Below are 14,803 nucleotides of genomic sequence, written 5' to 3' on the forward strand. Positions count from 1 at the left end.
TCGCGAGAGGTGGTATCAGTACGCGACGCAGCCATGAGGTCGCGCAAGGGGCGCCTCCGAGGTGAGCGCTCCCCGCTCCCTGTCGGTGTGCCCGGCAAGGTGCCCGGCCGGTGAGCGGGACGACCGCTGAGGCGGGCGGCCCTCACCGCTCGGGGATCAGCACCTCGCGCTTGCCCACGTGGTTGGCCTGGCTGACGACGCCCTGGTCCTCCATCATCTCCACGAGCTTCGCCGCCTTGTTGTAGCCGACGGAGAGCTTGCGCTGGAGGTAGGAGGTCGAGCACTTGCGGTCCTTGGCGACGATCGCCACCGCCTGATCATAGAGCGCGTCGTCGCCGCCGGTGTTGCCGCCGAGGCCGAGGACGAGGTCGATTTCGCTCTCCTCGTCGGCGTCCGGGCCGTTCGCGATGCCGTCGTCGTAGTCGGGCGCGCCCATGCTCTTCAGGTGCTTCACCACCTCCTCGACTTCCTCGTCCGAGACGAAGGGGCCGTGGACGCGGGTGATGCGGCCGCCGCCGGCCATGTAGAGCATGTCGCCCTGGCCGAGGAGCTGTTCGGCGCCCATCTCGCCCAGGATGGTGCGGCTGTCGATCTTCGAGGTGACCTGGAACGAGATGCGGGTCGGGAAGTTCGCCTTGATCGTGCCGGTGATCACGTCGACCGAGGGGCGCTGCGTCGCCATGATGAGGTGGATGCCCGAGGCGCGCGCCATCTGGGCGAGGCGCTGGATGCAGGCCTCGATCTCCTTGCCCGCGACCATCATCAGGTCGGCCATCTCGTCGACGATGACCACGATGAACGGCATCGCCTGCGGCTGGAAGCTCTCGGTCTCGAACACCGGCTCGCCGGTCTCCTCGTCGAAGCCGGTCTGTACCGTGCGGGTGAACGCCTCGCCGCGCTCCATCGCGTCCTTCACGCGGGTGTTGTAGCCGTCGATGTTGCGCACGCCCATCTTCGACATCTTGCGGTAGCGCTCTTCCATCTCCGCCACCACCCACTTCAGCGCCACGACAGCCTTCTTCGGGTCGGTGACGACGGGGGAGAGCAGGTGTGGGATGCCGTCGTAGACGGAGAGTTCCAGCATCTTCGGGTCGATCATGATGAGCCGGCACTCGGCGGGCGAGAGCTTGTAGAGGAGGCTCAGGATCATGGTGTTGATCGCCACCGACTTGCCCGAGCCGGTGGTGCCGGCGATGAGCAGGTGGGGCATGCGCGCGAGGTTCGCCACCACGGGCTCGCCGCCGATGTCCTTGCCGAGCGCCAGCGGCAGGGCGTGGCCGGTGTCGCCGAAGCCCTTGGCCGCGAGGATTTCGCGCAGCAGCACCTTCTCGCGCAGCTCGTTCGGCAGCTCGATGCCGATGACCGAGCGGCCGGGGATCGTCGAGCAGCGGCAGGCGAGCGCCGACATGGAGCGGGCGATGTCGTCGGAGAGGCCGATGACGCGGCTGGCCTTGAGGCCGGCGGCGGGCTCGAGCTCGTACATGGTGACGACGGGGCCGGGGCGGATCGAGGTGATCTCGCCGCGCACGCCGTAGTCGTCGAGCACGGTTTCGAGCATCCGCGCGTTCTCTTCCAGCGCGTCGCTCGACAGGTGGTGGCGCACGATCGTCGACGGGCTCTGCAGGAGCGAGAGGGGCGGCGGCGCCCACGCCTCGGTGGACTCGGGGTCGAGGCCGAGCTCGGGCTCTTCCTCGCGCCGCGCGCGGGAGCTTTTCGGCAGGCTGCGGCGGGCGGGCTGGACGCGCGGCTCGGGTGCGCGCGTCTCGGGTGCGCGCCGCGTCTCGGTCGCGCGAGGCTGCGGGGCCGCCGCTGCAACGAGGCGGCCGGGAGCGAGGTCCCCTTCGTCCTCCATGTCGTAGCGATCGTCGTCCCGGTCGAGGACGGCAATTTCATGCGCGGCGATTTCGTGAGCGGACGCCTCCGCGGTCTCGGCGTGCCGCGAGGTCAGGGACGGGATGATGCGGGTTTGCGGCCGGGTCTGAACCCGGGTCTGCGGCCGTGTGGTAACGTCGGTCTCGGCGCGGGCGCGCACCGCCTCGCGGATGCGGTTGAGCACGCCGTCCTCGCCAGCGCCGACCGCCGAGGGGTCGAAGCGCGGGATGCCGCCGCTGCGGGGCAGGGGGGCCGCAGCGGGGCCGGTATTGGAGGCGGGATCGGCGCCCGCGCGGCGGCCGCGCGCCTCGGCGGCGAGCGTCTTCGCGGCGCGCGCGCCGTCGGCCGCGCCGCGCACCGCGCCCGAGGCACCACGCACGGCGCCGGAGGCGGCGCGCCCGGTGAGCTTGTGGGCACCGGCATAGACCACGACCGAGCCGAAGCCGAGGAAGCGCAGGAAGCGCTTCGCCTCGGCCCATGTGACCCCGAGCGCGTAGCCGGTCGAGAGCACGAAGGCCGCGGCGAGGGTGACTGAGACGAGGGGCAACGCCAGCGCGGTGTCGAGGGGCACGAGGCTGATCAGGTTGCCGAGTGCCGCGTCGCCGAGGAGGCCGCCGAGGCCGTAGTCCTTCGGCCAGCCGGCAGGCGGCACGTGGGTCGCGGCGAAGGTCGATGCGACGAAGAGCGCCACCGGCAGGGCGATCGAGCGGCGGAGCGCCCGGCCCTCGCCGCTGTGCAGCACGAACCGCAGGCCCCAGGCACCGAGCGCCACGGCGATGCCGTAGGCGCCCCAGCCGAGGGCGCGGTGCAGCGGATCGGCGAGCGAGGCGCCGACGAGGCCGAGCGCGTTCGTCGGCGCCGCGTCGGTGGCGGAGAAGAGGCTCGGATCGTCGGGCGAGTAGGTCCAGATCAGCGCCGCGGCGAGCCCGGCGAGGATGATCAGCACGAGACCGACGAGTTCACCACCGCGCCGGCGCAGCGCCGCCTCGGTGTCGCTTTCCATGAGCGGCGCCCGCGGCGCGGTCTTCCTGCGTGTCGCCATCTCAGGCTGTCTCCTCGGCAATCGTCTTACTCAAGGTATTGCGGATCGCGGTCAGCCCGCGCTCCACCTGCGCCAGCGGCGCGACAAGGGCGACCCGTACATAGGGATCGCCCGGATTGGGTGACTCGTCCGTGGCGCGGCCGAGATAGCCGCCCGGCAGCACCCGCACGCCGGTCTCGCGCCAGAGCCGGTGGGCGAAGGCCTCGCCGTCGCCGACCCGGAGCCAGAGGAAGAAGCCGCCCTCGGGCGCCCTGTAGCCGGGCAGGTTGCCGAGGATGCGGTCGGCGGCGGCAAATTTCTCGCGGTAGAGCGCGCGGCTCGCCTCCACATGCGCCTCGTCCTGCCAGAGCGCGGTCGAAGCGTGCTGGATCGGCAGCGGCAGTGGCGCACCGCCGTAGGCGCGGAGCTGGCGGAGTGCCGCGATGGAGCGCGGGCCGCCGGCGGCGAAGCCGGAACGCAGGCCGGGCGCGTTCGATCGCTTGGAGAGCGAGTTCACCACCAGCACCTGCTCGGGGTCGGCGCCGGCGTCGTACGCGACCCGGAGGGCACCGGGCGGTGGGGTCTCGGGGTAGATCTCCGCGTAACATTCGTCGGAGACCACCCGGAAGTCGTGCCGCTCGGCCAGCGCGAGCAGCGCCTTCCACCAGTCCTCGCCGGCCACCGCCCCCTGCGGGTTCGCGGGCGAGCAGACATAGGCGAGCGTCACCCGGTCGAGGACCTTTGGCGGCAGCGCGGTGTAGTCGGGCAGGAAGCCGGTCGCCTTCGTGGCTGGCACCGGCAACGGCTCGGCACCGACCGCGAGGGCGGCGGCGCCGTAGGCCTGATAGAACGGGTTCGGAGTCAGGACCAGCGGCCGCGCACCGGCTTTCGTCTCGGGCGAGAGGGCAATGGCGAGGTTGAAGAGCCCTTCGCGGGTGCCGTTGAGCGGGAAGACCTGGGTCTCGGGATCGAGCGCCACCCCATAGCGGCGGTCGATCCACGCCGCGATCGCGGCGCGGAGCGCCGGTGTGCCGTCGTTCGGCGGATAGAGCGCGAACTCTCCCGCGTGCGCCGCAATCGTCTCGGCGACGAGCGCCGGAAGCGGGTGCTTCGGCTCGCCGATCGTCATCATCAACTCAGGTCCGCCCGCAGGCACGCCATCAAGCAGTTTCCGCAAACGCGGAAACGCATATTCCGGCAGGTCTGCGAACCGCGCGGGAAACTGCATCACTCGGCCTCGTGTCCGGGGTCTGGATAAGTCTGCCCCGTTTTGCCGAAAGTCTACCCTGCAGGCCCCTGTCAGTCCAGCATATTGCGGTGCGGCAGCTTTGGGGCGGCCGCAGGGAAGCCGGCTGCGAAGTCGTTCAGCTTTTTCCCGAAAGGCAGGCGGAGAAGTCCCTCGCAAGCCCGCGGATCAGGTCCGGGTAGAGCGCCGGGCCGGCGTCGATGGTAGCGCCGAGGTGGTCGAGCGTGCCGGTTGCGACGCTGGTGCCCTCGGTGATCGTCGCCACCAGCTTCGGCGAGAACTCCGGCTCGGTGAAGGCGCAGACGATGCCGCCTGACCCGACCTTTTCCCGGATGGCCGCGACCCGTGCCGGCCCGGGCTCGATCCCGTCCTGCAGCGCGATGCTGCCGGCGGCGGGCAGGTCGAACGCATGTTCGAAGTACTGGTAGGCGTCGTGGAACACGATGAACGGCTTGCCGTGAAGGGGCTTGAGCTCTTCCCGGACCTCCGAGGCGAGCTCGCCCATCTCGGCCGCAAACCGGTCGGCATTGGCCCCGTAGGTCGCAGCATTCCCCGGATCGAGTTCCGCGAGCGCCCGCGCCACATCGGCCGCGGCTGCGGCCGCGTTCGCCGGGTCGAGCCACAGGTGGCCGTCGCGCGCTGCGCCGTGGTCGTGGCCATGTTCGTGATCGTGGGCCCCGTCGTGATCATGCCCGTCGTGATCATGCCCGTCGTGGTCGTGACCCTCCGCCGCACCGTGGGCATGGTCGTGGTCCTCGCCGTCGCCGTGGACATGCGCCTCGAACGGACCATCGGCGCGGACCGGCAGGGTCTCGATGCCGGGCGCGTCGGCGAGTTCGAGCTTCACGGCGTGGGTTGCCAGCGCGTCGATCGGCTCCGCGAGCCAGTGCGTCAGGTCCGGCCCGACCCAGACCACGAGGTCGGCGTCGGAGAGGAGCTGCGCGTCAGATGGCCGCATCGAATAGGCGTGCGGATCGGCGCCCGGTGGCAGGATGACGCCGGGTTCTCCCACGCCCTGCATCACTGCCGCCACGATCGACTGCACCGGCAGGATGTCCGTCGCAACCTTCGGCACTCCGTCCGCGGTGGCGGTGGTTGCCGCGCCGAGCGCCGCCGCTCCAGCAAGAAGCCAAGCCCGCATTCCTCAAACCTCCGAGAGTCACTTGTCGCCGGGTGACGGGAGGACTAGCATCCCTGTTCCCGTTCGCATGAACTGTTATAAAGTAACAATGGTCACGTCAAGAACCACCACGTCAGGAACCGCCACCTCAGCAACCCCTGGGGGGGCGGCGACCGCGTCGTTCGAGCCGCACGACCACGCGCACTGCGCCGAGGATGCCCGGGCCAGTGTCGAGGCTGCCTGCGCCGCGCGGGGCCTGCGCCTCACCCCGGCGCGGTCGTTCGTGCTCGACGAGCTGCTCGCCTCGCACCGGGCGATGACGGCCTACGAGTTGCTCGACGCGCTCGCGGCGGCGGGGATGCCGAGCCAGCCGCCGGTGGTCTACCGGGCGCTGGAGTTTCTCGTCTCGAACGGCTTCGCGCATCGCATCGAACGCCTGGGCGCGTTCGCCGCCTGCACCTGCGGGCCGCAGGCGAGCGGCACGGCGCATCGGGCGGCGTTTCTCATCTGCCGCGACTGCCGCCACGTGGCCGAGACCGCCATGTCGCGGCCTCCGAGGAGCCTCGCCGAGATGGCGGGCGCGGCGGGCTTTGCCATCGAGCGGGTGGTGATCGAGGCCGAGGGGCTCTGCGCCCGCTGCCGGGACGCCGCCCAGTGAGCCAGCTTTCCGTGGACCCGCTTTCCGCGACCCCGAGCCCCGTGTCCCCGCTCATCGAGGCCGAGGGGCTCGGGCTGACGCTCAGCGGCCATCAGATCCTGCATGACGTGGACTTCAGCCTCGCGCCCGGTGAGATCGTCACGGTGGTCGGGCCGAACGGCTCGGGCAAGACGACGCTGCTGCGGGTGCTGATCGGCGCGGAACGGCCCGACACCGGCCGGATCACCCGCGCGCCCGGGCTCCGCATCGGCTACGTGCCGCAGCGGCTGGCCGTCGACCGGACCATGCCGATCACCGTCGACCGCTTCCTGGCGCTGGCCGGTGGCACGCCGGCGGCACGGGCGGGCGCGCTTGAGCGCACCGGGATCGCCGGCCTCGGCGGCCGCCAGCTCGCGGCCCTCTCCGGTGGCCAGTTCCAGCGGGCGCTTCTCGCCCACGCGGTGTTGCGCGAACCGCAGCTCCTCGTGCTCGACGAGCCGGCGCAGGGCCTCGACCAGCCGGGCGAGGCGCGGCTCTATGGCCTCGTTGCGGAACTCCGCGCCGAAATCGGCTGCGCGGTGCTCATGGTGAGCCACGACCTGCACGTGGTGATGGCGGCCTCCGACCGGGTGATCTGCCTCAACGGCCACGTCTGCTGCGAGGGCACGCCGCTTGTCGTCTCCGCCGCGCCGGAATACCGCGCCCTCTTCGGCCACGGCACCCACGGCGCGCTCGCGCTCTACCGCCACGATCATGACCACGGCCACGAACACGGCCACGAGGATGGCCATGACCATGACCACGGCCACGGCCATGGACACCACCACGGGCATAGCCACGGGCACGAACGCCCCGAAAGCAACTCCGGGCCAGGGACACCCGCGTGATCCTCGACAGTTTCCTCATTCGTGCCGCCCTCGCCGGGGTGGGGGTGGCGCTCGCCGCCGCGCCGATCGGCGCCTTCGTGGTCTGGCGCCGGATGGCGTATTTCGGTGACGCGACGGCGCATGCGGCGCTGCTCGGCGTGACGCTGGCACTCGCCACCGGATTGCCGGTGACCCTCGGCGTGCTGGTGTCGGCGACGGCGATGGCGCTCACCGTCGCCGCGGCGGCCGGGCGCGGCTGGGCGGCGGACACCGCGCTTGGGGTCGCGGCGCACGCGGCGCTCGCGATCGGCATCGTGGCGCTGAGCTTCCTGCACGGCGTGCGGGTCGACCTGCTCGGGTACCTCTTCGGCGACATCCTCTCCGTCACCCGCACGGACCTCGCGGTGATCTGGACGGGCGCGGCGCTCATCATCGGGCTTGTCGCATGGCGCTGGCGCGGGCTCCTGCTCGCGACGCTGAACGAGGATCTGGCCGCGGCGTCGGGGGTGAACCCGCGGCGCGAGGGGCTCGTTCTCACGCTGGCGCTGGCGGTGCTGATCGCCGTGGCGCTGAAGATCGTCGGCACGCTGCTCATCACCGCTATGCTGGTGGTGCCGGCCGCCGCCGCGCGGCCGCTGGTGCGCACGCCCGAGGCGATGGCGGTGCTCGCCGCCGTGGTCGGGACGGTGGCGGCGCTGACCGGGCTCTACGCCGCCTGGCACTTCGACACGCCGGCGGGGCCGTCGATGGTGGTGGCGGCCGTGGTGATTCTCGTCGTGACAAGCATGGCCGCGGCGATCCGGGGGCGCTGAGCCGCGACGCGCCGGGCTTGCGCGCGGTGCGAGTGGCAGCCATGCTCGGGGGCATGGCGAAAGCCCGGCCGGAGATTCTCGACTACTACGCCGAACTTTTCGAGCCTCTCGGCGTCGTCGAGGCGCGCCGGCTCTTCGGGGGCTGGCAACTGCTGCTCGACGGCCGGGGCTTCGCGTTCGTGATCAGTGACGTGCTCTATTTCCGCACTGACCCGCCGCTGCGAAGCGAGCTGGAGGGGGAGGGGAGCCGGCCGTTCGCCTATTCCCGCAAGGACGGGCGGGAGATCTCGACGAAGCTCATGAGCGCGCCGGAGGCCGACGTGGACGACCCGGACGCCCTCCGCGCCTGGGCGGTGCGGGCGTTGGCGGTGGGGTAGGGCGCGGTGCGGCGGGCCTCAGGTGCGCGGGCTGTCGGCGCCGTCGTCTTCTCCGGCGGTGTCCGCGGGGACGTCGTCCTCGGAAATGCCGCCCGGCACGTCGAGGTTTTCCTCGAGGTAGTCCTCGAGCCCGACCAGATCCTCAGGCAGCGGCAATCCGAGCGCCTGCATCTCCGCGAGCTTCTCGCGCAGGGACTCCTGCAGCTCGTGGGCGTTCTTCGGATTTGCGGCGATCTCGTCGAGGAGCATCGCGATGCCGACACGGAACTGTTCGAAAGCCATTGGCGTCCCTTCCCTTTCGACCCGGACCGCGTCACAACGTGGCATGGCGCGCGGCGCCGTATGATCATATCGCAGGGGGCGGCGGGCGGGTCCAGCCTGCACCGATGTCGGAGGAGCGAGCGATGGCATTCAGGACGATTTTCATGGCGGTCGGCACGGCGGACAGCGATGCCGAAATCGACCGGGCGGTTGCGATCTGTGAACGGGCGGGGGCGCATCTGGCACTGCTGGTGATCGGGGTTGCGCCGCCGCCGCCGGCCTCGCCCTACGGTGTCGTCTCGAACGACATCTGGGCCGGAGAGATTCGCGACGGCCAGACCGAGGCCCAGGCGCGGGCCGAGGCGCTCGAGGCGCGCTTTGCCGGCAGTCCGGTGTCGGTGGGGGTCGAGGCGCAGTATATCGACCGGGGGACGATCGCGACGCTTGCGGCCCGGTTCGCGCGCTATGCCGACCTGACGCTGGTGCCGCCCAACTGCGACGTGCAGAGCCCGGTGCTCGACGGGGCTCTTTTCGAGTCGGGCCGTCCGGTCCTGCTGCTGCCGACCAGCGAGACGGACTTCCCGACGCCGAAGACGGTGATGATCGCCTGGAATGCCAGCGTGCAGGCGTCGAAGGCGGTGCGGAGCGCGATCGCCGTGATGCAGACGGCGGAGAAGGTCCATGCGGTGCTGATCGATCCGGTGCCCTCCTTCGACGGGCACGGGCCGGAGCCGGGGGCTGATCTCGCGACCTATCTCGGGCGGCACGGCATCACGACGGAGGTTCACCGCCTGCCGAAGGAGGGCAAGGACACCGGCGAGATGCTGCGTCGCGTGGCGACGGATCTGGGCGCCGATCTGGTGGTGATGGGTGGCTACGGGCATTCGCGGCTTCGGGAGCGGATCTTCGGCGGTGCCACCACCAGCATGGTCAAGACGCCGTCGGTCGCGGTCCTGATGGCGCACTGAACCGTCTTGGCCCCGACGCGTGTTCATTTCGTGGCGAGCCAGGTCCTGCTCGCTCAGGAGGCTCTCGCCCGGCTCATCCGGCGCTACGGCCAGCATCCGGTCGAGGAGGCGGATGCGATCGTGGCGCTTGGCGGCGACGGGCTGATGCTCACCACCTTGCACCAGAACGCGGGGCTGCCGGTCTATGGCATGAACCGCGGGACGGTGGGGTTCCTGATGAACACCTACAACGACACGGGCCTGCTGGAGCGGCTGGCGGCGGCTGAGCCGGCGGTGATCAATCCGCTTCGGATGCGTGCCACCCGGGCCGACGGCGAGACGGTGGAGGCGCTGGCGATCAACGAGGTCTCGATCCTGCGCGCCGGGCCGCAGGCGGCGAAGCTGCGCATCCTCGTTGATGGCCGGGAGCGGTTGTCGGAGCTGGTGGCGGACGGGGCGCTGCTGGCGACGCCGGCCGGGTCGACGGCCTACAACTATTCGGCGCACGGTCCGATCCTGCCGATCGGCTCGGGTGTGCTGGCGCTCACCCCGATGGCGGCGTTCCGGCCGCGCCGCTGGCGGGGGGCGCTGCTGCCGAAGCTGGCGCAGGTCACCTTCGAGGTGCTGGAGCCGGAAAAGCGCCCGGTTTCGGCGGTCGCGGACAGCTATGAGGTCCGCGAGCCGGTGAGCATAGAGGTGGCGAGCGTGCCGGAGATCGGCCACCGGATCCTCTTCGATACCGGGCATGGTCTTGAGGAACGGCTGATCCGCGAGCAGTTCATGTGAGGCAGGCCGTCGCCGCGCAGGTTGCGCAGGGTGGTCATGCAATTGATTTTGCCGAACAATCAGTCTGAGTGACAGCCGGATCGCAAGACCGGTTGACCCAAGGGTCAGACGGGCGGGTCCAGCAGGTCGGGTTCAGGCGCGGCGACCGGCACGTCGCCGACGACGCTCGCGGGCAGGCCGAGGAGGAGGAGCGGGCAGGGGTTGCCGACGCCGCGCCGGATCCGGTCCTCGAGCTTCTTCCAGTGAGTCGTCGCCTGGCCGAACTTGTCGGCGATGAAGGTGCGGGCGAAGGCCTCGGCGAACTCCGTGCCGCCGGCCACCAGCCGCTCCACCGCCTGCACCTGCCGGTCAGTGCGCCGCTTCATGCCGAATTCCTGCAGTCCCTCGGCGTCGGCCGCACCGCGCTCGCGCAGGAACGCCGCGACCAGTCCGGCCATGCCGGCATTGAGCGCCGCGCCGCGGGTCACGATGATCCCGAGGCTGATCACCGACTGGGCGTGCAGGCGCTGGAAATTTTCGAGGTCGCGGTCGAAGAACGGATCCTTGTTGTTCCACTCGATCTCGAGCGCCAGCGTGCCCTTTTTGCCCCAGCGCACGTGGTCGATCTCGTGGGTCTGCGCCTCCTTGACCCGCCCGTCGACGGTCAACGCCATCTCGAAGCGGTGTTTGCGCCAACCGGCGTCCGCGAGCCCGCGCCGAAGCCGCTGGGTCGAGCGCGCCTCGCCGCCGCCGCTGCCGATGATCTCGTCGGCAGGGATGCGGAAGCCTTCGAGGGCCCGCACGAGCTCCGCCGTCTCGTCGGGGAAGTCGACGGCAAGGATCGCCTCGGCGTGGTTCCGGGTCAGGACGTCGAAGCCGGCGGCGCGAAGGGCGTCGATCACCATGTCAGGGTCGGGAGTCCGGGAGGTGCCGGCGACCGATGCGCGCTCCGCGCGCGAGTCCCCGGCGCGCCAAGCGAAAGCACTGCTTTCGCCGCGCCGACGGCGGGGAGCACGGGACGTGCGGAGGCCGTCAGGGGTGACGATTTCTGCGGGAGGGTGCCAATCCGGCCATGGCTGCCCCGGCGGGCGCGCAAGCGCGCCTGCCCCTCGAAGGGGCAGTCGCGGACGGATTTGTCACCTGCCAAATCCGTCTCGTTTCGCCGTCGCGACCAGCTTTCGGCCGCGGAATGGCGGCAATGTGACCCCGGCACCCGCACCACCGGGCTCACGCCTTTGGCGCGAGCCGGATCCCGAGGTCGCGGAGCTGTTCGTTCGTGGGCTCCGACGGCGCGCCCATCATCAGATCCTCGGCGCGCTGGTTCATCGGGAACATGATGACCTCGCGGATGTTCTCGGCCCCCGCGAGCAGCATGACGATGCGGTCCACCCCCGGCGCGATGCCGGCATGGGGCGGGGCACCGTACTTGAACGCCGAGATCATCCCGCCAAAGTGCTCGTCCACGTAGGCCTGGTCATAGCCGACGATCTCGAAGGCCTTGTACATGATTTCGGGCTTGTGGTTTCGCACCGCGCCGGAGGAGAGCTCCACGCCGTTGCAGACGATGTCGTACTGGAAGCCGAGCACGTCGAGTGGCGGCAGCTTTTCAAGCGCCTCGATCCCACCCTGCGGCATCGAGAACGGGTTGTGGCTGAAGTCGAGCTTGCCGGTATCGGGATCGGCCTCGTACATCGGGAAGTCGACGATCCAGCAGAAGTCGAACCGGTCCTCGACGGTGAGGCCGAGTTCCTTGCCGATGACGTTGCGCGCCTTGCCGGCCACCGGCTCGAACTTCGCGGGCAGGCCGCCGAGGAAGAAGACCGCGTCGCCCTCGCCCACGCCCATCTGCGCGCGGATCGCCTCGGTGCGCTCCGGCCCGATGGCCTTCGCCACCGGCCCGGCGGCTTCCATGCCGCCCGCCTCGGCCTTGCGCCAGAAGATGTAGCCCATGCCCGGCAGGCCCTCGCCTTGCGCGAAGGCGTTCATCCGGTCGCAGAACTTGCGGCTGCCGCCGCCCGGTGCGGGGATGGCGCGGACCTGCGTTCCCGGCTGTTCGAGAAGGCCCGCGAACACCTTGAAATCCGAGCCGCGGAAGTGGTCGGAGACGATCTGCATCTTGATCGGATTGCGCAGGTCCGGCTTGTCGGAACCGTACCAGAGCATCGAGTCGCGATAGGCGATGCGCGGGAAATCCTTTGTCACCGGACGGCCGCCGCCCAGTTCCTCGAAGACGCCGCGCATGACGGGCTCGATCGCCTGGAAGACGTCCTCCTGCTCGACGAAGCTCATTTCGACGTCGAGCTGGTAGAACTCGCCGGGGGAGCGGTCGGCGCGCGGATCCTCGTCGCGGAAGCAGGGCGCGATCTGGAAGTAGCGATCGAAACCGGCCACCATGATGAGCTGCTTGAACTGCTGCGGCGCCTGCGGCAGCGCGTAGAACTTGCCCGGGTGGAGCCGGGAGGGGACGAGGAAGTCGCGCGCGCCCTCGGGCGAGGACGCGGTCAGGATTGGCGTCTGGAACTCGGTGAAGCCCTGTGCCCGCATGGCGTCGCGCAGATAGGCGATGACGCGGGAGCGCAGCATGATGTTGGCGTGCAGGCTCTCGCGGCGCAGGTCGAGGAAGCGGTAGCGCAGGCGCGTCTCCTCGGGGTAGTCGACTTCGCCGAAGACCGGCAGGGGCAGTTCCTCGGCGGCGGAGAGGACTTCGAGCTCGCGGATGTAGACCTCGATCTCACCAGTCGGGATCTTCGCGTTGACGAGTTCGGGCGCACGGGCCTTCACCACGCCGTCGATGCGCACGACCCATTCGGCGCGGACCTTCTCGGCGTCCTTGAACGCCGGGCTGTCGCCGTCGATCAGCACCTGGGTGATGCCGTAGTGGTCGCGCAGGTCGATGAAGAGCACGCCGCCATGATCGCGCACCCGGTGCACCCAGCCCGAGAGCCGCACGGTCTCGCCGACGGCGGCCTTCGTCAGGTCGGCGCAGGTGTGGCTACGGTAACGGTGCATCTTTGCTGGCTCCTCGGGCGATCAGGCCCGCGGATACACCCCGGCCCCTCTCCGGTGTCAAGCCCGACACTCGAATCGTGCGGAAACGAGCCCGCGCAGCGAGTTGCCGATGAAGAGCCGCGCGCCGGCCAGATCCGACGGCCGGAGCACCGACTCGCGGGCGGCGCCGGTGGCGAGAAGCCGGGCGCGGAGGATGCCCGGCAGCAGACCGCAGGCGAGGGGCGGGGTGAGCAGGCCACCGCCGAGGTCGGCGAAGACCGTGGTGATCGTGCCCTCGCAGATCTCGCCGCGCTCGTTCAGGAGCAGCGCCTCGTCCACGTCCGGCGGGAGGGCGGCGCGGGCGGCGTCGTGGACCGGGCGGCGGGTGGTCTTCAGGCGCAGCCACGGATCGCGGGAGGCGAGGCGCTGGGGGGCGAGCGTCACCGTCCATTCGGCCTTTGCCGGCGCGAGGGCCGCGAACGTCGCCTCCGCCACGCCGTCGAGTGCCAGGGTCAGGCGCACCCGCTGGGTGCTGTTGCCTGTCACGGCGTCGAGCGCGCGCTCGATGCTGGCCGGTCTGAGCGAAATGCCGAGGGCGACGGCACCGGCGGCGAGCCGCGCGAGGTGCGCGGGCAGGCGGACGAAGCCGGTTGCCGGCTCCCATCGCAGCGTCTCGATGAGGGTCAGCCCGTTGGGAGCGTCGTCGCGAAGCGGGCCTTCCACAGCGCCTCCTCGTATTCGGCCGCGGCAGTCGAGTCCGCCACGACACCGCCGCCGACATTCAGGACCGCCTCCCCGCCTGCATAAAGCGCCAACGTGCGGATCGCCACGTTGAAACGCGCGCGGCCGTCCGGCGCGGCCCAGCCGATCGTGCCGCAGTAGACTTCGCGCGGGCCGGCCTCGAGGTCATGGAGGATCTCCATGGCGCGGACCTTCGGCGCGCCGGTGACCGAGCCGCAGGGGAAGAGCGCTGCGAAGATCTGCGCGAGGCCCGTGCCGGGGCGGAGGCGCCCGGTGACGCGCGAGACCATCTGATGGACGGTGGCGTAGCTTTCGACGGCGAAGAGGGAGGGCACCTCGACGGAGCCGATTTCGGCGATACGGCCGATGTCGTTGCGCAGGAGATCGACGATCATCAGGTTTTCCGCCCGGTCCTTCGGGCTCCGGGCGAGGGCGGCGCGTGCGGCGGCGTCGGCGTCGGGGTCGGCGAGGCGGGGGGCGGTGCCCTTCATCGGCCGGGTCTCGATCCGGCCCCTGCCGTCGAGGGTGAAGAAGAGTTCCGGCGAGCGGGAGAGGATGTTCGCACCTGCGAGACGGACCAGCGCGGCCTCGCCGACGGGCTGGCGGGCGGCGAGGGCGGCGGCGATCGCCGCCGGATCTCCGGCCCAGCGGCCGTGGAGCGGAAAGGTGAGGTTCGCCTGATAAATGTCGCCTGCGCGGATATATTCCGCCACGCAGTCGAAGGCGGTCTGGTAGCGATCGGGGCTCCAGAGCGGGGTGAGGGTGGTGAGGCTGCCGCCCGGCGCCACGGGCCGGAGGGGGCGGGGTTCGTCGAAGACGCCGAAGGCGAGGAGGGGCTGCCGGCGGGTGGCGGGCAGGCGCGGGGCGAGGCGGGGCTCAAGGACGAGGCCGAGTTCGTAGGACGCGAAACCGGCGAGCCAGCGTCCGGCGCCGAGAGCTTCGTCAAGGGCGGCGAGGGCGTCGGGCACTTCATCCGCGCGTCTTGCGACGATTTGCCGCAACGGGGCCTCGAAGCGGGCGGGCGTGCCCTCCGGGCCGGTCGCGACCTCGACGAACGCTTCCAGTTCGGCCCCATTGTCAGGGACATGCGCGCGCACGTGCTCCACTCCGCCGTTGTCCCGTTCGCTCCCGCGCTTACGGCGGACCCGGC

14 protein-coding genes are annotated in these 14,803 nt (G+C 70.7%); 6 read left to right on the top strand and 8 right to left on the bottom strand.

Features of this window, described 5'->3' with window-relative positions:
• Positions 1 to 142: 142 nt before the first annotated feature.
• The 3 genes from HNP73_RS08360 to HNP73_RS08370 form a co-directional block, all read right to left on the bottom strand.
• Positions 143 to 2,914 carry a DNA translocase FtsK gene (locus HNP73_RS08360; RefSeq protein WP_184148229.1) on the bottom strand — a complete coding sequence of 924 codons (2,772 nt, stop codon included), beginning with the start codon at positions 2,912 to 2,914 and terminating at the stop codon, positions 143 to 145.
• A gap of 1 nt (position 2,915) precedes the next feature.
• Entirely contained in the window at positions 2,916 to 4,121 is a 1,206-nt protein-coding gene (locus tag HNP73_RS08365; protein ID WP_184148230.1) for an aminotransferase class I/II-fold pyridoxal phosphate-dependent enzyme, read from the bottom strand.
• Between the two features lie 136 nt (positions 4,122 to 4,257).
• Positions 4,258 to 5,280, bottom strand: a complete 1,023-nt coding sequence (locus HNP73_RS08370; protein WP_184148231.1) for a zinc ABC transporter substrate-binding protein — start codon at positions 5,278 to 5,280, stop codon at positions 4,258 to 4,260.
• Positions 5,281 to 5,368: 88 nt separating this feature from the next.
• On the opposite strand from HNP73_RS08370, the gene HNP73_RS08375 reads away from it, so the two are divergent.
• The 4 genes from HNP73_RS08375 to HNP73_RS08390 are packed head-to-tail and all read left to right on the top strand — an operon-like array spanning position 5,369 to position 7,951.
• Entirely contained in the window at positions 5,369 to 5,917 is a 549-nt protein-coding gene (locus HNP73_RS08375) for a Fur family transcriptional regulator (protein ID WP_184148232.1), read from the top strand.
• The gene (locus HNP73_RS08380) at positions 5,914 to 6,783 is read left to right on the top strand and encodes a metal ABC transporter ATP-binding protein (RefSeq protein ID WP_425486625.1); all 870 of its coding nucleotides are present in this window, start codon (positions 5,914 to 5,916) and stop codon (positions 6,781 to 6,783) included. Before HNP73_RS08375 ends, HNP73_RS08380 begins: the two co-directional genes overlap by 4 nt.
• Entirely contained in the window at positions 6,783 to 7,574 is a 792-nt protein-coding gene (locus HNP73_RS08385) for a metal ABC transporter permease (protein ID WP_184150475.1), read from the top strand. Before HNP73_RS08380 ends, HNP73_RS08385 begins: the two co-directional genes overlap by 1 nt.
• 41 nt (positions 7,575 to 7,615) lie before the next feature.
• Positions 7,616 to 7,951 carry a TfoX/Sxy family protein gene (locus HNP73_RS08390; RefSeq protein WP_184148233.1) on the top strand — a complete coding sequence of 112 codons (336 nt, stop codon included), beginning with the start codon at positions 7,616 to 7,618 and terminating at the stop codon, positions 7,949 to 7,951.
• 18 nt (positions 7,952 to 7,969) lie between these two features.
• On the opposite strand, the gene HNP73_RS08395 is transcribed toward HNP73_RS08390, so the two are convergent.
• Complete coding sequence (locus HNP73_RS08395) at positions 7,970 to 8,233, bottom strand: hypothetical protein (RefSeq protein WP_184150734.1); 264 nt, start codon at positions 8,231 to 8,233, stop codon at positions 7,970 to 7,972.
• Between the two features lie 122 nt (positions 8,234 to 8,355).
• Here HNP73_RS08395 and HNP73_RS08400 point away from each other — a divergent pair, with 122 nt between their 5' ends.
• Complete coding sequence (locus HNP73_RS08400; RefSeq protein ID WP_184148234.1) at positions 8,356 to 9,180, top strand: universal stress protein; 825 nt, start codon at positions 8,356 to 8,358, stop codon at positions 9,178 to 9,180.
• A 6-nt stretch (positions 9,181 to 9,186) separates the two neighbouring features.
• Positions 9,187 to 9,945: an NAD kinase gene (locus HNP73_RS08405; RefSeq protein WP_184148235.1), complete on the top strand. Its 759-nt coding sequence runs from the start codon at positions 9,187 to 9,189 to the stop codon at positions 9,943 to 9,945.
• A 104-nt stretch (positions 9,946 to 10,049) separates the two neighbouring features.
• Here HNP73_RS08405 and HNP73_RS08410 read toward each other — a convergent pair whose 3' ends face one another.
• The 4 genes from HNP73_RS08410 to HNP73_RS08425 all read right to left on the bottom strand — a co-directional run bounded on the left by HNP73_RS08410 (position 10,050) and on the right by HNP73_RS08425 (position 14,750).
• Positions 10,050 to 10,829: a BglII/BstYI family type II restriction endonuclease gene (locus HNP73_RS08410; protein ID WP_221288414.1), complete on the bottom strand. Its 780-nt coding sequence runs from the start codon at positions 10,827 to 10,829 to the stop codon at positions 10,050 to 10,052.
• A 322-nt stretch (positions 10,830 to 11,151) separates the two neighbouring features.
• Positions 11,152 to 12,933, bottom strand: coding sequence for an aspartate--tRNA ligase (aspS, locus tag HNP73_RS08415; protein ID WP_184148236.1), 1,782 nt, complete (start codon positions 12,931 to 12,933; stop codon positions 11,152 to 11,154).
• Positions 12,934 to 12,990: 57 nt separating this feature from the next.
• Entirely contained in the window at positions 12,991 to 13,635 is a 645-nt protein-coding gene (locus HNP73_RS08420; RefSeq protein WP_184148237.1) for an aminotransferase class IV, read from the bottom strand.
• Positions 13,596 to 14,750, bottom strand: coding sequence for an aminodeoxychorismate synthase component I (locus tag HNP73_RS08425; RefSeq protein ID WP_425486626.1), 1,155 nt, complete (start codon positions 14,748 to 14,750; stop codon positions 13,596 to 13,598). The genes HNP73_RS08420 and HNP73_RS08425 overlap by 40 nt, the downstream gene beginning before the upstream one ends.
• Between the last annotated feature and the right edge of the window lie 53 nt (positions 14,751 to 14,803).

Origin of the sequence: Amaricoccus macauensis, from assembly GCF_014201905.1 — a bacterium.
Taxonomy (GTDB): Bacteria; Pseudomonadota; Alphaproteobacteria; order Rhodobacterales; family Rhodobacteraceae; genus Amaricoccus; species Amaricoccus macauensis.